Source organism: Streptomyces sp. NPDC059851, from assembly GCF_042732005.1.
Classification (GTDB): Bacteria; Actinomycetota; Actinomycetes; order Streptomycetales; family Streptomycetaceae; genus Streptomyces.
Genome location: NZ_JBHWJJ010000085.1, coordinates 1 through 23,223, shown reverse-complemented (window position 1 = coordinate 23,223; position 23,223 = coordinate 1). Strand labels below are relative to the sequence as shown.

Genomic DNA, 23,223 nt, shown 5'->3' with positions numbered 1-23,223 from the left:
TCATCTTCGGGGCCACAGGCATCCACGATGGCGGCGTCATGGCGGCGGTGACGGCGTATCCACGCCCCAGCGCTCGTCGCCATCCTGAATGGCACTTCGCTGTGTGCACCGCTGACAGCGAAGCGTGAGATCGGCGTGAGCGGCTCCGGTCGCTCAACCCATCCAGCACACCCCGTGCACACCGGTCCCCAGCCACGAGGTCGCCCAGCCGTAGGCAGGGCCGACGATCAGACTCCGTCCTTCCCCGGAAGGCCAACGACCCCGCCTGCTCACCTTCAGTCCCGCGCTTCGCACAGCCAGGCAGCTCAGGAGGCCCGCTCATGGCAGCGCACCACCAGCTCGCGTTCCCCGTCACCGGTTCGCCGGCCGCCGCGCGGCAGGCCAGGCACCGTGTCGTCTCCACCGTACGCGGATGGGACATACAGCTCGGCGAGGCGGAGCTGGACGGAATCGAGCTGGTGGCTGGCGAACTGATCGCGAACGCGGTGCAGCACGGCGCCCCCGGGCCGATCAGCGTCGATGTCCGTCAGGACGGTCGCGCGCTCGTCGTCGCGGTCCACGACACCAGCAGCACCCTCCCCCAGCCCGGGCAGGCCGGGGCGGATGCCGAGTCGGGGCGTGGCCTGCACCTGGTCTCCGTGCTCGCCGACCGCCACGGAGCCGACCGCACCGCGACCGGCAAGCGTTGCTGGGCCGCCTTCGTCCTTCCCTTGTCGTCCAATCCCGAGGAGAGTCCCGTGTCCCGTACCGAGGAAGCCACCGCACACACAACGGACAGTCCCCTTCCGCCGCGCGTGATCGACCGGTTCGCCGGGCCGTGGGAGTTCCTCTCGAACTACTCCGCCGCCACGGTCCGGCTCGACGGCCTGGCGTACCCCACCGTCGAGCACGCCTACCAGGCCGCCAAGACCCTCGATCCGGCGATCCGCGAGCGGATCGCGCGTGAGCCCGACCCGGACGAGGCCAAGCGCCTTGGCCGGCGCCACGCCGACCGGGAGGACTGGGAGGAGGCCAAGGTCGCGGTCATGCGCTCCTTGGTGGGGCAGAAGTTCCAGGAGCCCGCCCTGCGTGAGCGGCTTCTCGCCACCGGGACCGCCGAGCTGGTCGAGGGCAACGACTGGGGCGACGAGTTCTGGGGCGTGTGCGCCGGCCACGGCCAGAACACCATGGGTCTGATCCTCATGGCCGTCCGCGAGCAGGCCCGCCGGGACCAGAGCCCCAGCCCCGCCGATCAGCACACGCCCACGACCGACATCGCCGGGAGCGTCGGGTGCGCCGCACAGGCACGCATCCCCACCGCGCACGGGGTCTTCACCGCCTGGGGCTACCGCAACGTGCTGCAGGGCGGCGAGCACCTGGCCCTCACCCTGGGCGGGATCCGCGGCGCCGATCGCGTCCTGGTGCGGGTCCACTCGGAGTGCCTGACCGGTGAGGCCCTGGGCTCGCTGCGGTGCGACTGCGGGCCGCAGCTGGACGCCGCTCTCGCGGCGGTCGCCGCCGAGGGCGCGGGCGTGGTCCTCTACCTGCGCGGGCACGAGGGCCGCGGGATCGGGCTGCTGGCGAAGCTGCGTGCGTACGCGCTCCAGGATGCCGGGTTCGACACGGTCGACGCCAACGCGTCGATGGGCCTGCCCGCCGACGCCCGCGACTACCGCGTCGCTGCCCAGATGCTGGCCGACCTGGGCGTCCGGTCGGTGCGGCTGCTGTCGAACAACCCGGACAAGGCCGAGGCCCTCACCGCCCTCGGGGTCGATGTGGCGGAGCGCGTGCCGCTGCTGGTGGAGGCCAACGTCCACAGCCTGGAGTACCTGCGGACCAAGCGGGACCGCATGGGCCACGACCTGCCGGGGCTCCCCGAGCTGATGGACGCGTCCGATGTGGAGCACGCGTCGTGACCGGGCAGCAGCAGTTCCCCTTCCGTCAGGTGGCCGGCCCGGGCTCGGCGGCAGTCCTGTGGGCGCAGTCCGGCCACGGCCTCCTCGAAGTCCTGGTGGAGGTCCCGTTACCGTCCGGGGTCCTGCACCTCGCGGCGCCCGGGCGGCCGAGCTGGATCAACCACGGCGAGGCGTGGCGCCACGTCTCTTCCCGGCACGCCCTCGATCTCCTGGCCACGACGCCGCAGACCGCCGGGCCCGTCCCCGTCCGGCTGCTCCTCGGGGAGCGCGGCAGGAAGCGCGTCCTCGCGGTCCTGGCCGAGGCTGAGGTCCCGGACCTGTGGGCGGTGACCGGGTGGCTCGGCTGGCCGGACATCAAGCCCGCCGGTACTCAGGGCCCGCGCACGAGCGAGGCGCTCGCCGCCCGCAGCAACGACTACTGGGCCCTCGACCTCGCCGCCGGCGCGATCGGACTCGGGCCGATGGACACGGGCCGCGTGCCTTCGTTGCCCTGGTGGGCCGGTGTCAGCGTCGTGATCCCGGCCCGCGGGGTTCACGACGTGCTGCCCGGGGTCCTGCACGCCCTGGCCGAGTCCGCGTCCCGCCTCGCCCCGACCACGCCCTGGGAGGCGATCGTGGTCGACGACGCCAGCGAGCCGCCGCTGCGCCTCCCGGCAGGTCTTCCGGAGCAGATCCGCCTCGTCCGCTCCGAGACCCAGCTTCACTGTGGCGGTGCCCGCAACCACGGCATAGCCCGCACCCGCTACGGGCTGATCGTCTTCTGCGACGCCGACACCCACCTCGCGCCCGACTACCTGACCGAGCACATCGCCCGCCACCTGCTCGCACCCAACCTGATCACTGTCTCCCTGCGCGACCACGTCCCCGCACACCTGCCGGTCCCCGACCGGGCGCCGGACGGCAGCCGGGACTCCCGCGTGATCGCCCACTACGAGCCCGGAAGGCTCGGCCTGGTACCCGTGCCCGAGCCCGTCACCGTCTACCCGGTGGCGCAGACCCGCGCCTTCCGCGACTTCGGGCACGGCAGGCTTCTGGGGCCGGTGGACCTGCCCTTCATGGTCAAGGGCAACAACCTGGCCCTCCCCGCCGAGACCGCCCGCTCCATCGGCTTCCCGCCCGACTTCACCGGCTGGGGACCGGAGGACGTCTGCTTCGCCGCCAAGGCCATCGCCCGCGGCTCGTACGTAGTACCGGTCCTGTCCACCGGGGTGTTCCACCGCGAGCACCCGCCCCGCTCGGGCAGCGCCGCCCGCCGTGACGCCGAGCTGGCCGCGAACCTCGACCGCTACGCTCGCCGGCTGAACGAGCGCGCCGCACTTCCCTGGCAGAACCCGAAGCCGCCCGCGGTGGTGCGCTGATGCGCTTCGACTACACGGATGCCTGGCACCCCACGGTCAACCCCTCCGCCCGCATGCCCGTCCACCACCACCGCCACCTCGGCGTACTCGGCCACGCGGACGGCATCCTCAACGAGTTCCCGCGCCGCCGCGGCGGGACCACCATCCGCCTGCCCCGGATCCGGGACGGCCGGCTCCACGTCCTCGAACTGCCGGGGCGGAGCGTCTTCGCCCCTTGGTGGCTCCCGGCCTGCGACTCCGGCGCCGTACGCCACATCACCGGCATCTACAACGCCGCCCTGCGCCACTCCGAGCCGACCACGCGGGAACGTGGCGTCCTGGCCCGCTTGCGCAACGACTTCGCCCTGCGGTGCGCCGAGGGCAACAGGGACGGGCTGACGGTGGGCGAGGCCCTATGGCAGTCGGCCCACACTCTCCACCGGGAGCTGGTCCCGTCCCTGCCCGAGCTGACGCTGACCAGTCTGACCAGGTCCCCGATGCGCCACGCCCTCGCCGACGCCCTCTGCCGGGTTCGCGGCGGGCTGCTCCACACCCTCGTACGGTGGGCGGAGCAGGAGGACAAGCACATGTGGCCTCTCCTCGCAGTCGCCACCAGCCCGCAAGGCGTGCCCCTGCGCATCCGCCTGCACGCACGAAGCCGGCGCCTCGACATCTCACCGCTCCCCGCCTCGGAAGGCGGCACCCGTCCACCGGGCCGCCCCGCTCAGATCAGCGAGGACGAGCTGATCGGTCTGCTCAACACCGGCTGTCTGGTCCCCAGCGCACGGCTGAGCGCGCTCGCCGAGGTGTCCCTCCACCTCGGCGGCACCGACGTACGGCACTTCGGCAACACCTACGGCAACTTCGACACCCTGAGCACCTTGCTCACGGCACCGGACGCATCCCGCATCCCGGCCTGCGCGGACGACGCGGACTCCTGGCACTACGCCGACCTGCCCCACGGCGAGACCATCCGCTACCCGCTCCACCTGATCGAACTGGCCGCCTGCTCCGCCGACGCCCAGGCGGACGCCGAAGCCCTCATCAACGCCTCGGTATCCCGCGGCGCCCCCATCCCACTGGAGCTGAAGGGAGACCTCGATGCGACCGTACACAGTGGAAGGGCTCGACTGCTCCGGTAAGAAGACGATCACCAGACTGGTGCAGGAGCGCCTCCAAGAGCAGGGGCTGAGAACGAACATCGTGATCGGCCCGCTCATCGGCGGCGGGCTCGGCCGCCTCGACGCGCGGCTCGCCAGCATCACGACCGCCGTCCGCCGGGGCAGCCCCACGGATCTCCTACGCCGCAGCCTGTACGTGGCGGAGCCCGTCCTGGACCGGCTCTTCCACCGGCCCGGTCCGACCCCGGTACTCAAGGTGAGCACCCACTTCCGGGCCTGGGCCCGCGCCGGCGTGGAGCACGACCGCTGGATGGCCGGCGGCTACAACGCCACCCGCTCGGTCCACGTCCGGTACGCCGGCGCCACCCTGCTGGCCACGGACTTCGACGTCCGCCTCGCCCGGCACCGCGCCGACGTCGCGGCCGGCCGTACCACCAAAGTCGAGCACCGGCGGTTCTTCGGGCCCGACCCGGAAGCCTTCACGGCCTGGCACGACGCCCTCGACCGCCTCATGTCCGCCCACATCCCACACGTCCTACGTCTGGACAGCACCACCACGGACCCCGCCGACTTGGCCGAACGGATCGCCCTGCACGCCGCCACCTGCTGGGAGGCCGATCGGTGACCTCAGCCCTGCAGGCGGCCCGCCAGGTAATCCGCATCCGGTCCGTCGCACACGTGCACCAGGTTCCGCAGCAGGTACTCGCCGGGCTTCCGGTCCAGGAGCATGTGGCGGACGTACGTCTTCCACCACTGGAGTGCGCACTCGGCCTGCTTGCCGTTCAGCAGCCACACCTCCACCGAGTCGGCGGCGAGGTAGTCCACGAGATCCGCACGAACGCGGTCGAACTCCACCGTGGTGGTCGCCCCGCCGTACACCGCGTCCACACCCGCCTCGCCGAGCACCACCCGCCGTTCGGCCTCCAGCACGAACCCGAGCCCTTGCACGGAAAGGCGCAGCACTTCCCGTGTACTGATCGCTCCCGGCGACAGCCGCCCGGCCACATCCCGAAGCCGCACCGCGGCCTCGTCGGCGTCGGTCAGCGTCCCCTGGAAGGCGGCTTCGCCTCGCGCACGTTCAGCAATCTGGGTGGCCGCTCGCTCCGCACCCGTACGCCACGGTTCCCCCACGCCTTCCGGGCCGTCGTCGGCGCAGCGAGCCGCGAGAGCCGACAACAGGGCGGCAGCGCGCTGACCGTCGACCGTGCTGCGCGGTCCATAGAGTGCGTCAGGCTTGCAGAACACCACTGGCATGCACAGGACTTCACACCCTGGCCGCCAGTGCAGGCAAGCCGTTTCGACAACTCGGACCACCATCAGGAGGAACCGTGGTCTCCTTCCGCTGGATCACCGAACCCCTTCCCGAGGACATCCTCGTCCGCCAGGTCTACGGGTTCTGCTTCGACGACACCGGCCGCGTCCTGCTGCGCGAGGACGCCGGCCGCTACGGCCTCCCCGGAGGCAAGCCGGAGAACGGCGAGGACGCGCCGGCCGTTCTCGCCCGCGAGTGCCGCGAGGAAAGCCAGATCACCATCGGAGACCCCGTCTACCTCGGCTACCAAGAGGTCACCGAGGCCGGCCGGCCCCCGTACGCCCAGCTCCGCCTGGCCGCCCGCATCACCGACTTCCTCCCGCGCGAGCCCGACCCCGACACCGGCCGCACCTACGGCCGCCTGATCGCCCCGCTCAACAAGGCCCCGGCACTTCTCGACTGGGGCATCGACGGCCTCCTCCAGTCCGCCGCCGCCGTCCAGGCCGCCTACCGGCTCGGACTCGACCCGACCGCGGTCCGCGAGGACACCTGGCACAACTGACCCGCCCACCGAGGACCCACCCAGGGAGCCCACCATGCGATGGCAGTTCCATTACCCCAAGCGCACCAGCTTCTACCCGCCCGACTACGAGAACCCCGGCCTCGGCGGCTGCGAAGCCTCCTTGGTCCTCCTCACCCGCGCCCTCGCCGCCCGCGGCCACGACGTCGAGGTCTTCAACTGCTGTTACCGCCCCGGCACCTACGACGGCGTGAAGTGGCGCATGGCCTGGGAACTCGACACCACACCCGCTCCCGACGTCGCGGTCGCGGTCCGCTTCGACGAAGCCCTCTGGCCCGCCGACTCGAAGGCCGGCCAGCACCTCTTCTGGATGCTCGACGACCGCACCCGCGGCCCGGCCGCCTTCGCCGACACCTTCCGGGACCGCGGCGGCCGGGTCGTCCTGGCCTCCCAGGCCATGCAGAACCGCCTCGACACCGCCGGCGTGGAGATCCCCACCCAGCTCATCCCGCTCCCCGTCGAGACCGACCGCTACACCCAGCCCATCGAGGACAGGGCCCCCATCTGCCTCTTCTCCAGCATGCCCAACCGCGGCCTCGACGCAGCCCTCGCCCTCTGGCCCCGCATCCGCGCCGCCGTGCCCGACGCCGAGCTCTGGGTCACCAGCGGCTGGCAGCTGTGGGGCTTCACCAACTCCGAGTCCGACGACCGCTGGCACCAGATCCTCCGCGGCCAGGACCTCCCCGAAGGCGTCCGCCTCCTCGGCGCCCGCCCCCGCTCCGAACTGATCGAGATCCAGCAGCAGGCGTCCCTCACCCTCTACCCCTGCCGCTTCCCCGAGATGTTCTGCCTCTCCGCCGCGGAATCAGCCGCCGCCGGCACCCCAGTGATCACTAGCCCTATCGACGCCCTCAACGAACGGGTCCACCACAACCACACTGGCATCCTCATCGAGGGCAACATCGACGACCCCAAGACCCACCGTGCCTTCGCCGACGCCGCCATCGCCCTGCTCACCAGCCCGACACGGCGCACTCCGATGGCGCGCATGGCCCAGGCCAGCGCATCCCACATCACTCCGGACAACGTCGCAGCGACCTGGGAAGCGCTGACCAGCCAGTCTGGCTGATGAGGTTGAACTCGTGATGTCGTGTCGCTCCTCAGGCCGGTCTCGGCGAGGCAGCCGTCTATGAGGTCGCTGCGGTACTGGATGTGCATGAGGCCGCGTCGGATGCGCTGGACGAGGTGTTCGGGGTACTGAAGGCGACGCTGGAGAGCCAGCCCGCGTCGCAGGAGGCACCAGATCCCCTCAGCGGGGTTGAGGTCGGGCGCGTAGGGCGGGACGACGAAGCGGTGGCCGGGTGGGGCTTTGTAGATCGCCTGGGAGAAAGGCCCAGCAGGAGCTTGGCCGGCACGCTGTCGTCGTTGAATCAGTAGTCCTCTGCCGCCGTGTCGGGTACTCATGCTCAGCGAGCGGTCTCGCGAGTGTTGCTCGTAAATCGGCACCGGGCTGAGCCTGGATCGTTCACTTTCTGGCCTGCAACGCATAAGGTGAGGCAGGGTCCCGCTGTCCTCTTCTCATGCCGAGAGTTTCTGCCGCGAGGTGTATTGCAGAGACGCTCGCGCTTTGAAAATTATCCCAATCCTGCCATTTTCAGGAGTATTGCTCGAATCATGGTGGAAGACATTCTGTACAGGGAAACAATCCTCCTCCGTGTCGACCGTTGCATCTTCGGCATCCAAGAGGCCAGGTCTGCCGAGGATTCCTCCTCTCCAGCCTGGCTAGACCTAGAGATTGACAGCAAGCCGGTGCGGACAGCGCGCGGAGCCGTCCGTTTCATGAGTCTCGTCGGAACGCATCGACCTCTGGTTACGGTGGAAATCCGAAGGCACCCCTTAAATCCCGAAGATCCAGAATTTGAGTTGATCGGGCACAGCTCATACTCAACTTTCAGCGGGGAAGCCTCCATCTGGACGATTGACGGCCCGCATCTAAGCTTCTCCCTGCGGAAGAGTGCCGAGTATGAATTGCGCGTCTGGAGGAAGGGCGGGGCTACTGCCCAAGAACGTTATGATCAACTCCTCGGAGTTGCATATCCAATTGAAGGGCTTGAGGAGTATCTAATCCAGTTCAGCGAAATTAAATAAAAACCAGGCGGCCCCTCAGAAGCATGGCTTCTGAGGGGCCGCTAGCTCATCCAGGCTGGGTGGATTCCTACTCGGCTACCCGCCACTTCTGATTGTCCGCCGCGTTGCAGTCCCAGAGGATTACCGGATTGCCGTTATCCGTACCCCAGGAACTGACGTCTAGACATAGCCCTGATTTTGCATGGAAAATGGATGGGATGGATGTGGGAATCGACGTCCCTCCCACCCATTTCTGCGAATCGGCGCCTGAGCACGGCTCGCTCGTTACCCGGGTGTTAGGAGTTCCCGCCCCACCGTCCAGGCAGTGGTTTCCGAAAACGCGCAGTTCATTATCGTCATTGAAAGTGAAGTCCTGGTTCGGGCCGCCCCAGTATTCCCAGATCTGCAGAGGGGCGCCGGGGGCCCAACCTGCGACATCCAATGCCTTGCCAGAATGCATAGAGAGCAGGGATCCAGGCATGAGTTTCCCGTGGTTCTCGACAAATACCTGGAACTGATCGCCGTGCAGAATTCGATCCCGGGCGTACCAGGCAGCGAGCTTCCCGCCCGCACTGCCGTTGGCTTTCTGAGGGACGTACCGCACCGAGAAATTATGGCCAGAGCCCGCCCCTTCCATCGTTGAGGCGAAGGGGAATTCGTCACATTGATAGGTCGGATCCCCCTTAACCATATTCCTGCAAGCCTTATCCTTTGCGCTCTCGTTCCTTTTGCTCACCATTTCGGCTTCGCCGCCCGGGCCATTGAATTCAGGCCAGTTCCTCGTCAGTTTGGTGGAACTCCCACGCCAGCCCGGAATTTTCTTGTCGGCGTAAACGTGAGGCTCTGTACTTGCCGGGTTCATATAGGCAGAGAAGATGTGCTCTGCCACTTGTTTTACATTCGGGTCATTATAGTCGTAGGAGAACCATGGAACTGTGCGGGGGAATATCGTTCCCTCCTGGCCGCGTCCGAACTGTGCCAGATAGTGGCCGGAATCCATTCGCATTCCCTGTTCAGGTGCGTGGTACCAGTCGGATGAAGCCTTCTTTCCGTCTACCTTCCAGTTGCTTTGGAAATTACACGACAAGGGTTTGTCCCCGCGAGTCTGATCGCCTGACAGGGCGTTCCCGATGACTTCATAAGCAAGATACTTGTCCCCCCACGAAGTTAACGGCTCGGTGACAGTCGAGGCGGAACCGATACGAGTGGTGCAAGCGCCGGGATATCCTGTGGCGGAAGGAGACATCGTCATGGAGGCGCCGATGAATGTGCCGGTCACCTTTAGGTCAGTCACCTTGATGTGAATTGTGCCGATTCTTTTCTCGCTGGAGCCTTCTCCGACTTCTGTCTCCTTGAATATCACCTGCCCCTCAACGCGCCCACTCCCGTCGAGCTTGGTGAGCTTGTTGTAGCCCCATCGGCAAAACTCGAAATGGTTCTTTATGGATCCGGAATTGGAAGGGTTATGCCCCTCCGGATTTGCGGTACACGCGGCGAAGTCTGGCGAGCCTGCCACCTCCGACTTGCTGGCATCAGCGTCTGCCTTGTAGTGGGCTCCGCTGCGTTCAGTAGCCCGGGCTTCATATTGCGGTGTCGGAACCGGCGGACTGGGCAGCTCCTGGGAGCCTGCAGGCACCTGCTGTGCGGTGTCTCGCCTAGGGCTCAATTTTGCGCCCACGTTATCGGAAGTCGGGGGCTCACCCGACCTGGACCACACCCAAGACCCTGATTCACTATCCGCGGCCACTGCGTTGAATGGCAGCATCGCCGCTAACATTGCCGAAACTCCGAGGGTTATAGAAGCCGCTCGGCTGATTTTCACAATCCCCCCATGTCTCCATCGCTGAGCGTTACACCCGAAACCTATCGAATAACGCGCATCCAGGTCGATTACACGTTCGATTATTGGCGGGAATTCATCGCTCAGGATGTGGATCGACTGAAAACGCGCGATGCGGACGGCGGGCACAATCGCCATGCGAACGCCAACAGTGACTGGCTGACCATCAACAAGCGCCCGGCCTCCGCACCCGACCTCAACCCCGTCGAAGGCATATGGGCTGAAGAGGTCCCTGGCCGACCTCACGGACTCGGGCTGGAGATCCGTAGCCCCGCCACCCGCCCTTTCAACCTCGCTCTGGCTTTGGTGGTGCGCCAGATCGCGAACGAGGCCACGGCCGTGGCTGCCGGGCTGCTGTACAGCAACGCCAACGTGACGCTCGGACAACCCCCGACCCGCTTGGATACCGCATCAGCCCTCGGTGGGCGCTTCCCCTCTACCCGGCAGAGAGCCTTTCGGCCCTCGTGATCGTCGTAGTCCTGCTCGCCGGGGCGGTCGCCTGGGGCCTCGCGCCCCCACTCGCACGCGCTTAGGCGCAAGACCAGACGGGGCTTCTATCGACGGGTCAGCAAGAGGGCCGCATGCGTGAGCGATGCGTGAGCGATGCGTGAGCGGACGCGCTGGCAAGACCCGGTCCGGAGCGGATCGAGCGGCACGCCGCATCCCTCTGAACAGGCATTTCCGGATCGCAGCGGATTGAGAAGGACGGCCCGGCACGATCTTGCCGGGACTTTTAATCCGTTGGTTGTCGGTTCGAGTCCGACATGGCCTACGGCTCGCGGGCCAGGGGGACATCCCCTGTGACCTGCGTACGAGCGCCCCACCCGGCTTGGGGTGGGGCGCTCCGTCATGTCCGGGCCCCGGCCGGCTGCGGGCCGCTGCTGCGCAGCCGTCGGGCGTGCTGCACGATCCCGTACGGCCGACGGGGCGTTCGCAGTGCGCTCCACCCGGTCCGCGGGGCGCGGAGCCCCCACGGGTCGAGGTCTTCCGTTCAACACGGCCGTCAGCGCCTCCTGGCGGGCACCGTGGCCGGTGTCCTGGCCGTCGCCGTGGTCGCGGGCATCGGGGTGCCGGCGGGCGGGGTACGGGGGCTCTGCGGACGGCGGCGCGCCCATGGAGGGGCCCCGGCCCGATGGACCACCTCACCCCGTCATCGCGCCCGCCCCCGCCCCGCCGTCGCCGGCACGGCAGCCGTCACGTCCGGCCCCCGCTGCTGGCCCGGCGGCCCGGAGTCTCCACCTGACGACCGCCTTCGGCATCGGCTCCCCGGCGCTGCTCCGGCTGGCCACGGGCTGACGGGACGGGAGCAGCGGTCGGGGGCCTCTCCCGGCACCTCTCTTCAATCACCTTTCACTTCGCTGACCTGCGGATATGTCGGTCGGTGCGGGGTCCCGGACCATAAATGGGCACGAGCCCCCCTTCGGATGGCGTAGGGTTGTGTTCACCGACGCGGGGTGGAGCAGCTCGGTAGCTCGCTGGGCTCATAACCCAGAGGTCGCAGGTTCAAATCCTGTCCCCGCTACTCAGCACGAAGGCCCGGTTCCTCTGGAACCGGGCCTTCGTCGTCCCTGATGCCGTCACGCTACGTGAGTGAAGTGACGCGTACTGCAAGGTCGATGACGGGCCGTCAAGATACTGGTGTGGCTGAAGAGATGCGGAATCGTGCGGCGATTCGCCCGAGTTGACCCACTGAATCGTGATTAACGCAGGCCAAATCGGGCCAGCGGTCGGTCGATTGGCCGAAACGATCAATCGCGACGGCTTGGAATCATTCCCGTCCGTCTATTACCGTTCGATAACGCAGCGCGGTCGTCCCAGCCGTCGCAAGAGGCGGCGCCCTGCGCGTGCGTGTCCTTGAGGAGTGTGCCCCGGTGGCCTCCAACTTGCCTGCCCGTGAAGGCGCCGAGAACCAGGAACCGCCCTCCGCCGGCGCCTGGGGCGAGTGGAACCCCACCGAGGACTCCGTGCGCCCGATCCGCGGCAAGCACCGGGTCGCCAAGGGCGGCGGGGGACTTGCCCGAAGCTCCACCGTCCTCGGAGTCGGCATCATCGCCGCGGTCGGCGCCGGCGGCATCGCCACGGCCCAGGACCGTCCGCAAGTCCCGATATCCATGCCGTCGTTGCCCGGTCTGTCCGACGACGACTCCGACAAGGACGCCCGCCGGGCCGACGCCCAGAGCGCGAAGGCGGCCGCCGCCGCACAGGACCAGGCCGACGCCGGCGAGATCCTGCGCACCCGCATCCTCCAGCAGGCCGAGTCCCAGCACGAGGCCGCCGACGTCCAGACCCGCATCCAGGCCGAGCAGGCCGCCCGCGAGGCGGCCGCCGCCGAGGCCAAGGCCAAGCGGGAGGAGGCCGAGAAGGCCGCCGAGGAGGCCCGCCTCGCCGCCGAGAAGCAGGCCAAGGAGGCCGCCGAAGTCGCCGAGGCCAAGGCCGAGCAGGAGCGGGTCGCCAAGCAGGCCGGCAACTACTCCCTGCCGACCTCCTCCTACACGATCACCTCGTACTACGGCGCCGCCGGCTCCATGTGGTCCTCCGGTCACCACACCGGCCTCGACTTCGCCGCCCCCACCGGCACCCCCGTCAAGGCCGTCGGCGCCGGGAAGATCACCTCGGCCGGCTGGTCGGGCGCGTACGGCTACCGCATCGTCCTGCAGCTGGAGGACGGCACGGAGGTCTGGTACTGCCACCTGTCCTCGATGTCCGTCACCTCCGGCCAGGTCGGCGCCGGCGACACCATCGGCCGGGTCGGCGCCACCGGCAACGTCACCGGACCCCATCTCCACCTGGAAGTGCGCAAGGGCGGCTCCACGGTGGACCCGCTGTCGTGGCTCCGGTCCAAGGGCCTGACGCCGTAACCGGACCGCCGGCGCCACCGCTCCGCGCCGCCGGTACGGGTCCCCGCACACCCGGGACGGGCCGCCGCGGCAGCAGGTCCTCCAGGACCGCCGCCCGGGCCAGCGCCGGACCCGCCGTCGCCCGGCGCAGCCACAACCGGCGCAGCAGCTCCCGCTCCCGTCCCGCGAACTCCGGATCCCCGGCCGGGCCGCTCCGGGCCCCGTGCCGCAGCAGGGCGAGCGCGGCCGCGTCCTCCTCGTACCGGGCCACCGCCCGTCCCGCGGCGCGACCCCCGCTGCGCCGCGCCAGCGCCCGGGCCAGCGAGCGGGCCGGCATCGACACCAGCGCCGGCACCTCGGCCGGGGCCAGCCAGCCCGCGGCCGCGTACACCGCGAGCTCCCCGGCGACCGCCCGCAGCCGGCGGTGCCTTATCCGCACCGCCAGGCCCAGCAGCCCCCCGAACACCGGCACCATCACGCAGCCGTAGACCCAGTAGAACCCGTTCTCGCCGATCCGCGAGGAGCAGTTCCACAGCGCGTGCATGCCCATCGCGAGCGCCAGGCCGAACAGCGGCAGGCCGGTCCGCATCAACCGCGCCCGCGGGCGGCCGGCGGCGACCGCGGCGGCCGCACCGAACCCCAGTCCGGTCAGCACGGTGAACAGCGGGTGCGCGAACGGCGAGAGCACGATCCGCACGAAGAAGGTCGCCGCCGTCACCGAATCGAGTGCCCCGACCCCGCTCTTCAGGTCCTCGGTGAACGCGTTGCCGAGATACAGGACGTTCTCGGTGAAGGCGAACCCGGTGGCGGTGAAACCGGCGACGACGAACCCGTCCGCGGGGCCCGTGAACTGCCCTCTTCGGAACGAGAACACCAGCAGCAGCGCCGCCGCCTTGGCGCTCTCCTCCACCACCGGCGCGATCACCACCGAGCCGAGCCGGTCGGCGTCGTCGGGATCGGCCGTCGCCGCGGAGATCCACTCCGTGGCGAAGTCGTTGGCCAGTATGGCGATCAGGGCCGCGGTACAGGCGCCCCAACCACAGCAGAACAGCAGCTGCGCCCAGGGCCGGGGCGCGGCCCGGCCCAGCCACCGGAAGGCCGCCATGAGCAGCGGCACCGGCAGCACGGCCAGGCCGAGGCCGACGAGGAACCCGGGGGTTCCGGTCTGCTCCCGAACGAGTTCGAGGATCGTCAGCCCCGATGCGCCCAGCACGGCGAACACGCACGCACGGACACGAACTCGGAACACATGATGACTCTAACGACCCGCTCGGACACGGGGAGTGAGCTTCGGAAAGGTCAGGCGTTCTCGACCCGCCGGAAGAGCAGGTCGTGCACGACGTGCCCCTTGTCGAGGCCCTGGCCCTCGAAGCGGGTGAGCGGCCGGAAGTCCGGCCGGGGCGCGTAGCCGCCGTCCGGCCGGGTGTTCTCGAACGCCGGGTGGGCGGTGAGCACTTCGAGCATCTGCTCGGCGTAGTTCTCCCAGTCGGTCGCGCAGTGGAGCACGGCCCCCGGCGCCATCCGGGTCGCGGCCAGGTCCAGGAACTCAGGCTGGATCAGGCGGCGCTTGTGGTGGCGGGCCTTGGGCCACGGGTCCGGGAAGTAGACGCGGATCCCCTGGAGGCAGGCGGGCGGCAGCATCTCGCGGAGCAGGATGATCGCGTCACCGTTCGCGACGCGGACGTTGGTCAGCCCGTTGCGCTCGGCGAGGGCCAGCAGGTTCCCCTGGCCGGGGGTGTGGACGTCGACGGCGAGGATGCCGGTGTCCGGGTCGGCGGCGGCCATCTGGGCGGTCGCCTCGCCCATCCCGAAGCCGATCTCCAGGACGACGGGCAGCCCGTCGAAGAGCCGGTCGAGGTCGATGACCTCGCGGCCGTCGATGTCCAGGCCCCAGGTGCCCCAGAGCCGCTGCAGGGCAGCGCCCTGCCCGGCCGTGACCCGGCTGCGACGCGGCTGGAAGCTGCGGATCCGCCGCTCGTGGTGCGAGCCGGCGGGGTCGGGCGCGGGCCCCTCCGGGAACCGCGGCTCGGTGCGCCACTTGGGCGGCACGTAGGAGGACGCCTCCGGCGCGGCTTCCGCGAGGCTGGGCTGGGGGGTAAGGGACTCAGACACAATCCCCGCATTCTACGACCCCACCCCGGACCCCCGCCCGATCGCCCGCCCCGCACCGCCCGCCCTGCGCCCCCGGCCCCCGAGCCCCCGGGGAGCCCGGTCCAGCCCGCGCGGGTTTGAGCGCACCGGGCGCGGAGCTCCCGGATCGGGTCCGGGGCCGGAGCCCCGGCAACGGTGAAAGGGCGGGTGGGAAGCAGTTCCGCGCAGCGGCACGCCGCCCCCGCCCAGCAACGGCACCCCCGCCCCGCGGGCCGGGGCTCCGCGGCCGCGACCCCGGCCAGGGGTCAGGCGGCTCGAAGCGCGCCCATGGCCCGCCGCGCGATCTCCCGCCCGATCGGCAGCGAAGCCGTGGCCGCCGGCGACGGCGCATTCAGCACGTGCACGGTCCGATCAGCCTCCTGGATCAGGAAGTCGTCGACGAGCGTCCCGTCCCGCAGCACGGCCTGGGCCCGCACCCCCGCCTCCGCCCGCCGCAGGTCCGCAGCCGTGACCGCCGGCAGCAGCCGCTGCACCGCCTCCGTGAAGGCCGCCTTCGACAGGGACCGGTGGATTTCGCCGGCCCCGTACCTCCAGTGCCGCAGCGCCATCCGCCAGGCTCCCGGCCAGGCCAGCTCGTCGGCGAGGTCCCGCGGCCGGACCACACCCCACCCGTATCCCTCGCGGGCGAGGGCCGGCACCGCGTTCGGCCCGACGTGCACGCCGCCGCCGATGCCCCGTGTCAGGTGCACCCCGAGGAACGGGAACGCCGGGTCGGGCACCGGATACACCAGCCCCCGCACCAGCTCCGGCCGCAGCAGGTCGTAGTACTCCCCCCGGAACGGGATGATCCGCATCCCCGGGTCGTCCCCGGCCAGCCGCGCGACCCGGTCGCACTGCAGGCCCGCGCAGTTCACCAGTGCCTTCGCCCGTACCACCAGGCCCGCGGACGTCCGTACCGCCACCGCGGACGCACGCCGCGAGACGAGGTCCACGGCCCCGCCGTAGACGATCTCCGCTCCGGAGGACTCGGCGAGCTGCCGGGCCACCTGCCCGAAGTCGGCGATCCCGGTCGTGCCGACGTGGATCGCGGCCAGGCCCCGCACCTCCGGCTCGTACTCGGCGATCTGCGCCGGGCCCAGCTCCCGTACCGGAATCCCGTTCTCCCGGCCGCGCTGCACCAGCGCGTGCAGCCGCGGTAGCTCCTCCCGCCCGGTGGCGACGATCAGCTTGCCGGTGACCTCGTGGTCGATCCCGTGCTCCGCGCAGAACTTCACCATCTCGGCCGCACCGCGCACCGCGAAGCGCGCCTTCAGCGATCCGGGCCGGTAGTAGATGCCGCTGTGGATCACCCCGCTGTTGCGGCCGGTCTGGTGCCGGGCCGGGCCGGACTCCTTCTCCAGCACCACCACCCGGGTCCCCGGAGCCAGGCGCGACAGGGCGTACGCCGTCGACAGTCCGACGATGCCCCCACCGACGACCAGCACATCGCAGTCGAGCCTGCCCAAGCTGCCACCTCCCACCCCTGCATACTGCACCCCGCCACCGACAGCAGTGCTACGCGGGGGCCACCAGCAGCGGCCGGGCCCGTTCGCGCAGCTCCGCGACGCGCGGCTCGTCCCCGTAGGGTTCCAGGCGGTGCAGCAGGTCCCGTACGTATTCGGTCGTCCGCGCCGAGGAGATGCGGCCCGCGACCTCCACCGCGCGGGCGCCGGCCGCGCACGCCGCGTCGAGGTTTCCCGACTCCAGCTCGGCGACCGCGCTCACCACCAGCCGCAGTCCGTGCGAGCGCACGTACTCCTCGGTGGGGCGGGACAGCGCCTGCTCGGTGAAACGCCGTACCTGCCGGGGCAGCTTGAGGTCCCGGTAGCATTCCGCCGCGTCCGCCGCGAAGCGGTCGTACGAGTAGAAGCCCAGCCACGTCGGATCGCGGTCGACGTCCCTGGCCCGTTCCAGCCAGCCCTCCGAGGCCCGCAGCGCGGCCTCCGCGGCGGCCGAGTCGCCCGCCTTGGCGTGCGCCCGGGCCTCGACCAGCCGGAAGAAGCTCATGGTGCGGGCCGTGGCCAGGCCGCGGTTGCGTTCGACGGCGGCCTGCGCGAGGTCCACGCCCTCGTCGGGGAAGTCCCGGTACGTCGCCTGGAGCGACATCGAGGCCAGGACGTACCCGCCGAGGGGTACGTCGGCGGCGGCACGGGCCAGGCGCAGCGCCTGGATGTAGTAGCGCTGGGCGGCCTCCTGCTGTCCGGTGTCGAAGGCCATCCACCCGGCCAGTCGGGTCAGTTCGGCGGTCGCTCCGAACAGGGCGCGCCCCACCTCGTCGCTGTACGAGCCGAGGAGCAGCGGTGCCGCGTCGACGCGCAGGCACTCGGGCACCATCGACGAACGCCAGTCCCCGCCGCCGTACTTGGAGTCCCATCGGCGGGCGTCCTCGGCGGCCTCGCGGAGCTTGCTCACGTCGCTGTGGCCGACGCGCTGCGGGGAGGCGTCCGACACCCCGAGGACCGTCGGCACCACGGGCGGCGCGTGCGACGTTTCACCCGAAGCCGTGGCGGGCACAACGGCCGACGCGGGGGGCGAGGACAGCCCGGCCGCGGCGGCGGGGACGGGAACGGACGCGGAAACGGAAGCAGGGTTGGCAGTAGGGGCGGCAGTAGAGGCGGAAGCAGCAGCGGAAACACCGGCGGAACCGGAACCGGAGCCGGAGGAGGTGGGCGGGACGGCCGGGACGGCAGGACCGGATGCGCCGCGGGCGGCGGCAGCCGGGCCGGGCGCGGCGGGCTCGCGCGCCACGGAACTGTCGGCCGGGGATATCAGCCAGCGCGAGGCGGGCGTCGCGTACGCCGACACGGAGAACGAGCCGGCGAGCGACTGCCAGATCCCGCCACCGCCGCCCCGGCGTCCGGCGAGGTCGAGCCGGTAGAGGTCGGTGGCGGAGCGCACCGCATCGCCCACGTCCCGCGGGAAGGACAGGCCGACCTCGGGCGCGGGGTCCGCGTCCGCCAGCCCGATCTCGTGCAGCGGCACCGGCCGCCCGAGCTTCGCCCCGATCGCGGCGGCGATCAGGTGGGGGGCGGTACCCTGCGGCACCATCCCCTTGGACACCCACCGCGCCACCGAGGTCTTGTCGTAACGGAGGGTCAGGCCGCGCTGCGCGCCGAGGTCGTTGACCCGCCGGGCCAGTCCTGCGTTGCTGATGCCCGCCAGTGCGAGGACGGCGCCGAGCTTCTCGTTGGGTTCGCGGAGCTCCCTGGACATGCGCCACCCCTCGTCACGCGCGGAACGCACACAACTCATGCGCACGCACAGGCACTCGCCGGCACTCGTGCGCCGCCGGGGCATAGGCGCCCGGCATTTCGTAAACCCAGCGTAGTTCCCCGCCTCCCAAGCGTTAAGGCCCCGACTTCCGTATGGCGGGATTGTTGTCCGCCCGCACAGTCGACCCCGGGGCTCCACCGAGGGCGCGCGCCCCCCGACGCGCCCCCCACCGTGCTCCGCCCGTGTGGCCGTGCGCCCGCCCGTGCGCTCTGGCCGGTACCGGGCCCCGGCGATTCGATGTGCGGTGCGTGGGTCGGCCCGCTGCGTGGATCCGGCGGGCCGGGGGATGCCGCCGCCTCAATCCCCGCGGGTGGCGGAACGGTCCGGGGGGCGGTCCCGCCTCCCGGACCGCGCCCGCGCGTCGCACCGGGCACCGCCGAAGAATGGCCGAAACCGACCTATGGGGCGGGGGGAACGGAACGTCAAATACCGAGTGTCCAGGGCATGTTCGTTCGTACGTGCGCCCTCCTCGGTCACTCCCGCACGCCCGTCTCGTGGCAGCATGGACCCGAGCCACCCGGGGTCCAGCCGGCCGCGCCCTCACACTGCCCGGCCCGTTCACGCCCCGGTCAATTGCCCACGGGCTGGGGAGGCGGCGGCGTGCGCTGGTTGGTGGGGTGGAGCAGTATCGCCGCGAGCTTCGGCACGGCCGGCCGCGTCTCCGGTCACGCCGGCCGTGGTGGCCCCGGCGGCCGCGCCCGCGGCCCGTACGCCGACGGCCCCGGCCCGTACGGCCCCGGCCCGTACGACTACGACACCCGGGGTGCCCGCGCCGCCTACGGCCCGCCCACCGGCTTCGACGGGAACGGCCTGATCACCGGCGGCATCGCCGACGCCTCCCACCCGGACGACCCCGCAGGCCACGAAGCCGAACGCACCGTCGTCCCGGTCGGCGCCCAACTCCTGTGGGGGGACCCCGACCCGCTGTGGGCCGTCGGCGACTGGCGCCCCGACGAGATCCGCACCCTCACCGCCGACCCCGGCGACCCCTTCACCCGGATCGCCGTCTTCGGCTGCTGCGGCGCCACCGACGCCGAGCTGCGCCGCGCCCTCGTCGCCGCCCGCGGCGGCGCCCTGCGCCACCTCACCCAGTGGTCCGGCAGCCACACCGTCGTCGTCCAGACCGGCCGCCGCATCACCGTCGTCGGCGACCTCGCCGGAGCCCGCCCCGTCTTCTACACGCCGTGGGCCGGCGGGACCGCGTACGCCACCGCCGCGCTCCCGCTCGCCGACCTCATCGAGGCACAGCTCGACATCGGCCACCTCGCCGCCCTCCTCGCCTGCCCCGACAGCCCCGAGGCACTGGGCGACGGCACCCCGTACGTCGGCGTGCGGCGCATCCCGCCCGGGCACGCCCTGATCCTTCGCGAGGGATCCCGGGAGATCACCGGGTACGAGCCCGTGGCCTCCCTCGCCGTGGCCGCCCCGGACGCCGATCCCGACCGGGCGGTGGAGGGCGTGCGCGAAGCATTGGTGGACGCGGTGCGCGCCCGGCTCACGGCCCCCCGGCATGCCCCCGACACCCTGCCGCACGACCCCGGGCCGGTGCCCGGAATGGGCCCCGCCGACCGGCGCGCGGCCCGCGGGGCGCCCGTACCGGGCGTCGGCGCCGACCTCTCCGGCGGCAGCGCCTCCGCAACCCTCGCCCTGCTCGCCGCCGGACTCCCCGGCCAGCCGGGCACCATCGCCAGACGCACCGGGGAACGGCTGCTGGCCGTCACCTTCAACGACCTCGCCACCCCCCAGGGCCGCGAGGCCGAACTCGAACGGGCCCGCGCCATCGCCGCCAACCCCCGGCTGCACCACGTCGTCGTCGCCGCGTCAGAGGAAGCCCTCCCGTACGCCGACCTCGACGGGCCCCTGACCGACGAACCCGGGCCCTCGCTGGTCTTCGCCGCCCGCGAGCGGCGCCGGCTCGCCGCCGGCTCCGCCGACCACTTCGTCGGGCACGGCGCCCGCCAGGTCCTCGACGCCCACCCGGCCCGCCTCGCCGACCTCCTCATGGACCGCCGGCGCCGCCACCTGCTCCGCCCCGTCGCCGCCCTCGCCCGCTCCGCCCCGGCAGACTCGCCCGCCTCCCTCCTCGTCCCCTTCTCCGTCTACTCCGCCGCCCGCCGCCTGGCCCGTACGCCGTACCGCACCGGCATGGAGGCCGCCGCCGCCCGGCTGCGCGAGGGAGACGTGTGCGCCGGTCCCTCCTCCGGGCCGGTCGACGCCTCGCTCGCCGCCCTCACGTGGTCCCGGCCGGGCCCGGCCGCGGGCTGGCTGACCGGCGAGGCGCTCGCGGAAGTATCGATCCGCCTCACGGCCGCTGCCGGCCGGCCCCCCGTCTCGCTGCGCCCCGGCGAGGCCCGTGCCCGGTCGGCCCTGGCCCGCCACGCCGCCGACCACCGGGTCTTCGAACAGGCCGCCGAGGTCCGCAGCCAGCGTCTGCACGCACCCTTCCTCGACAACCAGGTCGTACGGGCCGCCCGGGCCCTCCCGGAGTCCCTCCGCGTTCAGCCGGGGGCGCGGGCCGCGATCCTGCGCACCGTGCTGTCCTCGGCCGGCGTCCGCGAACTCCCCCCGGGCTGGGGAGCCACCGCCCACACCCCGAACGAGACCGCCACCCGCCTGGGCCTCCGCGCCGCCCTGAGCTCCCTCCTCGCCCTGTTCACGGCCCCGCTCCTCGCCGACGCCGGCCTCATCGAGGCCCGCGTCGTCCAGCAGGCCCTGCTGGACGCGGCCGAGGGCCGGCCGGTCCCGCTGGACGGCCTCGCCGAACTCGTCTCCATGGAGCTCTGGCTCGGCCGCCTGCTCAACCGCCGCGGCACCTGCTGGACCGGTACCTCCACCCCCCGCCGCCGCGCCGTCCCCAACGGCGTCCCCGCCCCCCGCCCAGCCCTCTCCTGAAATCCCGCGGCCCCGCTCACCGCTCGCCCCGGCGCCGCCAACCCGCTCACCCGCTCACCCGCTCACCCGCTCACCCGCTCGCCCCGGCCGCCCCGGCTGCCACGGGCCGCCACGGGCCGCCCGGACGAACCCGGGGCGGCCCTGCACCGCGTCGCCCCTCGCCACCGGCGTGCTCGGAGCCGCTGGACGCCCTTCCTCCCGCACCCGCGGCGAGGGAACCCCCGGCGGCGCTCCTTCCGCAGGCCGAGCGGGTGGTGCCCGCCCGGATGCCGTGGACCGGCCGGGCCGCCGCGGCGGTGGAAGCCCGCCGGTCCGGTCCGGGCCGGACCGCCCGCGCGCTGCCCGCCGGGGTGCTGGCTCCGAAGCCGTAGCGGAGGGCAACGGGCTGACCTGCGAGGAGGCTGCGGACCGGCTGGCAGACCGGGTGTTCACGAGGCTGCTGCCGCCCGACCGCCCGACCGCCCGACCGCCCGGACCGGACGTGCCACTGCGGGCGCCGGCCCGGAGCTGCTGGTGGCAGGAGGGCCGACACGACCGCCCCCCCGGACGGCCGTCACGGAGGCGGCGGAAACTTCCGCGCCCCCCGCGCGGCCGCCCGGCAGAATTGCCCGGTGCGGTACTTCATCCTCGGTGTCAGCGAAGCGCGCGACGGGACCGGAGCCCCCCGAGCCCTCGGTGGGGCCCGGCTGCGCGCCCTGCTCGCCGCCCTCGCGCTCCGGGCCGGCGGACCGACCGCCGTGCCCGTGGCCGACCTCATCGACGCGGTCTGGGGCGACGACCCGCCCCGGGACGCCCCCGCCGCACTGCAGGCCCTCGTCGCCCGGCTCCGCCGCGCCCTCGGCAGCCGGGACACCGTCCAGGCGGACCCCGCCGGCGGCTACCGACTCGCCGTCACCGACCCCGACGACGTCGACCTGCACCGCTTCACCCGCCTCACCCGCCTCGGCAAGGCCGAGCTCGCCTCCGACCCCACCCGCGCTGCCGCAACCCTCCGCACCGCCCTCGCCCTTTGGCGCGGCCCCGCCCTCGCCGACCTCGCCGAGCCCGCCCGCCGCGACCACGCCGCCGCCCCCGAGGCGCACCGCAGCGCCGCCCTGCGCGACCGCATCGAGGCGGACCTGCGGTGCGGCTCCACCGACCCCGCCGGGCTGCTGCCCGACATAGAGGCCCTGATCCGCGAGAACCCGTACGACGAAACCGTCCGCGCCCAGCAGCTGCGCGCCCTCCGCGCCGCGGGCCGCCCCGCCGAAGCGCTCGCCGCGTACGAGCGGACCCGCCGCGCCCTCGCCGACGCCCTGGGCGCCGACCCCGGCCCGGAACTCACGGCCCTCCACGCCCAGCTGCTGACCCCGCCCCCGCCGCCGACTCCCGCCCCGGCCCCGGCCCCGGCTCCTGCTTCTGCTTCTGCCTCTGCCTCTGTCTGGGCCCCGACCACGGCGCCGGTTCCGGCCCCGGCTCCCGCCCCGACGCCGAGCCCCACCCCCGCCCCGGCCGCGACCGCGACCCCGGCTCCGGCTCCGGCCCCGGAGCCGCGGCTGAACCAGTCCGACCCCGCCGCCCCGCCCACCGGCAACCTCCGCCCCCGCCTGAACTCCTTCGTCGGCCGGGAGTCCGAACTCGCCTCCCTCAAGGTCGACCTGGCCCGGCTCCGGCTCGTCACCCTCACCGGCCCCGGCGGATCCGGAAAGACCCGCCTCGCCGAGCACGCGGCCGCTGCCCGCCCCGAGCCCGCCTGGCTCGTGGAACTGGCCCGCCTCGACCACCCCGCAGCCCTCCCCGGCGCCGTCCTCAGTGCGCTCGGCCTGCGCGAGAACACCCTCGTCGCCCGCGAGAAGACCACCGCAGCCGACCCCACCGCCCAGCTCGTCGAGTACTGCGCGGACCGCCGCCTGCTCCTCGTGCTCGACAACTGCGAGCACGTGGTCGGTGCGGCCGCCGAGTTGGCCGAGCAGCTCCTCGTCCACTGCCCCGGCGTGCGGATCCTGGCCACCAGCCGGGA

General features: G+C 71.9%; 16 protein-coding genes and 1 tRNA gene. 11 read left to right on the top strand and 6 right to left on the bottom strand.

The features are described 5' to 3' along the window. Nucleotides 1-320: 320 nt before the first annotated feature. From ribA to ACFV7Q_RS25435, 4 genes are read left to right on the top strand one after another with little or no spacing between them, the layout of a single operon-like run. A complete protein-coding gene (gene ribA / locus ACFV7Q_RS25450) occupies nt 321-1,895 on the top strand; it encodes a GTP cyclohydrolase II (RefSeq protein ID WP_385431599.1) in 1,575 nt (524 codons plus the stop codon). Next, entirely contained in the window at nt 1,892-3,253 is a 1,362-nt protein-coding gene (locus ACFV7Q_RS25445) for a glycosyltransferase (RefSeq protein WP_385431598.1), read from the top strand. Before ribA ends, ACFV7Q_RS25445 begins: the two co-directional genes overlap by 4 nt. Continuing rightward, the gene (locus tag ACFV7Q_RS25440) at nt 3,253-4,374 is read left to right on the top strand and encodes a hypothetical protein (RefSeq protein WP_385431597.1); all 1,122 of its coding nucleotides are present in this window, start codon (nt 3,253-3,255) and stop codon (nt 4,372-4,374) included. Before ACFV7Q_RS25445 ends, ACFV7Q_RS25440 begins: the two co-directional genes overlap by 1 nt. Then, the gene (locus ACFV7Q_RS25435) at nt 4,334-4,978 is read left to right on the top strand and encodes a hypothetical protein (RefSeq protein WP_385431595.1); all 645 of its coding nucleotides are present in this window, start codon (nt 4,334-4,336) and stop codon (nt 4,976-4,978) included. The genes ACFV7Q_RS25440 and ACFV7Q_RS25435 overlap by 41 nt, the downstream gene beginning before the upstream one ends. A gap of 2 nt (nt 4,979-4,980) precedes the next feature. Here the strand turns inward: ACFV7Q_RS25435 and ACFV7Q_RS25430 are convergent, their stop codons facing one another. After that, nucleotides 4,981-5,670 carry a hypothetical protein gene (locus ACFV7Q_RS25430; RefSeq protein WP_385431594.1) on the bottom strand — a complete coding sequence of 230 codons (690 nt, stop codon included), beginning with the start codon at nt 5,668-5,670 and terminating at the stop codon, nt 4,981-4,983. Nucleotides 5,671-5,681: 11 nt separating this feature from the next. Here ACFV7Q_RS25430 and ACFV7Q_RS25425 point away from each other — a divergent pair, with 11 nt between their 5' ends. Continuing rightward, nucleotides 5,682-6,167 carry an NUDIX hydrolase gene (locus tag ACFV7Q_RS25425; protein WP_385431593.1) on the top strand — a complete coding sequence of 162 codons (486 nt, stop codon included), beginning with the start codon at nt 5,682-5,684 and terminating at the stop codon, nt 6,165-6,167. Between the two features lie 34 nt (nt 6,168-6,201). Beyond that, nucleotides 6,202-7,254, top strand: coding sequence for a glycosyltransferase family 4 protein (locus ACFV7Q_RS25420; RefSeq protein WP_385431591.1), 1,053 nt, complete (start codon nt 6,202-6,204; stop codon nt 7,252-7,254). Nucleotides 7,255-8,340: 1,086 nt separating this feature from the next. On the opposite strand, the gene ACFV7Q_RS25415 is transcribed toward ACFV7Q_RS25420, so the two are convergent. After that, nucleotides 8,341-9,888, bottom strand: coding sequence for a ricin-type beta-trefoil lectin domain protein (locus ACFV7Q_RS25415; RefSeq protein WP_385431589.1), 1,548 nt, complete (start codon nt 9,886-9,888; stop codon nt 8,341-8,343). A 195-nt stretch (nt 9,889-10,083) separates the two neighbouring features. Here ACFV7Q_RS25415 and ACFV7Q_RS25410 point away from each other — a divergent pair, with 195 nt between their 5' ends. The 3 genes from ACFV7Q_RS25410 (at nt 10,084) to ACFV7Q_RS25400 (ending at nt 12,950) form a co-directional block, all read left to right on the top strand. After that, on the top strand, nt 10,084-10,560 hold the full coding sequence (locus tag ACFV7Q_RS25410) for a hypothetical protein (RefSeq protein ID WP_385431587.1): 477 nt from the start codon (nt 10,084-10,086) through the stop codon (nt 10,558-10,560). A 980-nt stretch (nt 10,561-11,540) separates the two neighbouring features. After that, nucleotides 11,541-11,614, top strand: a tRNA-Met gene (locus ACFV7Q_RS25405). Nucleotides 11,615-11,963: 349 nt separating this feature from the next. Further along, the gene (locus ACFV7Q_RS25400) at nt 11,964-12,950 is read left to right on the top strand and encodes a M23 family metallopeptidase (protein WP_385431586.1); all 987 of its coding nucleotides are present in this window, start codon (nt 11,964-11,966) and stop codon (nt 12,948-12,950) included. Here ACFV7Q_RS25400 and ACFV7Q_RS25395 read toward each other — a convergent pair. The 4 genes from ACFV7Q_RS25395 to ACFV7Q_RS25380 form a co-directional block, all read right to left on the bottom strand. Further along, a complete protein-coding gene (locus ACFV7Q_RS25395; protein ID WP_385431585.1) occupies nt 12,859-14,178 on the bottom strand; it encodes a PrsW family intramembrane metalloprotease in 1,320 nt (439 codons plus the stop codon). The genes ACFV7Q_RS25400 and ACFV7Q_RS25395 overlap by 92 nt on opposite strands. 50 nt (nt 14,179-14,228) lie before the next feature. After that, nucleotides 14,229-15,041, bottom strand: coding sequence for a tRNA (guanosine(46)-N7)-methyltransferase TrmB (gene trmB, locus ACFV7Q_RS25390; protein ID WP_385431584.1), 813 nt, complete (start codon nt 15,039-15,041; stop codon nt 14,229-14,231). Nucleotides 15,042-15,325: 284 nt separating this feature from the next. Continuing rightward, nucleotides 15,326-16,555 (bottom strand): L-2-hydroxyglutarate oxidase, encoded by a 1,230-nt coding sequence (gene lhgO, locus ACFV7Q_RS25385; RefSeq protein WP_385431583.1) that lies wholly within the window; start codon nt 16,553-16,555, stop codon nt 15,326-15,328. 19 nt (nt 16,556-16,574) lie between these two features. Beyond that, nucleotides 16,575-18,272, bottom strand: a complete 1,698-nt coding sequence (locus tag ACFV7Q_RS25380; protein WP_385431582.1) for a sporulation protein — start codon at nt 18,270-18,272, stop codon at nt 16,575-16,577. A gap of 660 nt (nt 18,273-18,932) precedes the next feature. On the opposite strand from ACFV7Q_RS25380, the gene ACFV7Q_RS25375 reads away from it, so the two are divergent. Together ACFV7Q_RS25375 and ACFV7Q_RS25370 are read left to right on the top strand one after the other, a co-directional pair. Then, nucleotides 18,933-21,224, top strand: coding sequence for an asparagine synthase-related protein (locus ACFV7Q_RS25375; RefSeq protein WP_385431581.1), 2,292 nt, complete (start codon nt 18,933-18,935; stop codon nt 21,222-21,224). A gap of 611 nt (nt 21,225-21,835) precedes the next feature. Beyond that, nucleotides 21,836-23,223, top strand: a 1,388-nt coding sequence (locus tag ACFV7Q_RS25370) for a BTAD domain-containing putative transcriptional regulator (RefSeq protein ID WP_385431580.1), incomplete at its 3' end; no start/stop codon positions are given.

Coding starts and splice junctions, on each gene's coding strand:
- ribA (WP_385431599.1), top strand. CDS start 321: ATGGCAGCGCACCACCAGCTCGCGTTCCCCGTCACCGGTTCGCCGGCC.
- ACFV7Q_RS25440 (WP_385431597.1), top strand. CDS start 3,253: ATGCGCTTCGACTACACGGATGCCTGGCACCCCACGGTCAACCCCTCC.
- ACFV7Q_RS25435 (WP_385431595.1), top strand. CDS start 4,334: ATGCGACCGTACACAGTGGAAGGGCTCGACTGCTCCGGTAAGAAGACG.
- ACFV7Q_RS25430 (WP_385431594.1), bottom strand. CDS start 5,670: ATGGTGGTCCGAGTTGTCGAAACGGCTTGCCTGCACTGGCGGCCAGGG.
- ACFV7Q_RS25420 (WP_385431591.1), top strand. CDS start 6,202: ATGCGATGGCAGTTCCATTACCCCAAGCGCACCAGCTTCTACCCGCCC.
- ACFV7Q_RS25410 (WP_385431587.1), top strand. CDS start 10,084: ATGTCTCCATCGCTGAGCGTTACACCCGAAACCTATCGAATAACGCGC.
- ACFV7Q_RS25380 (WP_385431582.1), bottom strand. CDS start 18,272: ATGTCCAGGGAGCTCCGCGAACCCAACGAGAAGCTCGGCGCCGTCCTC.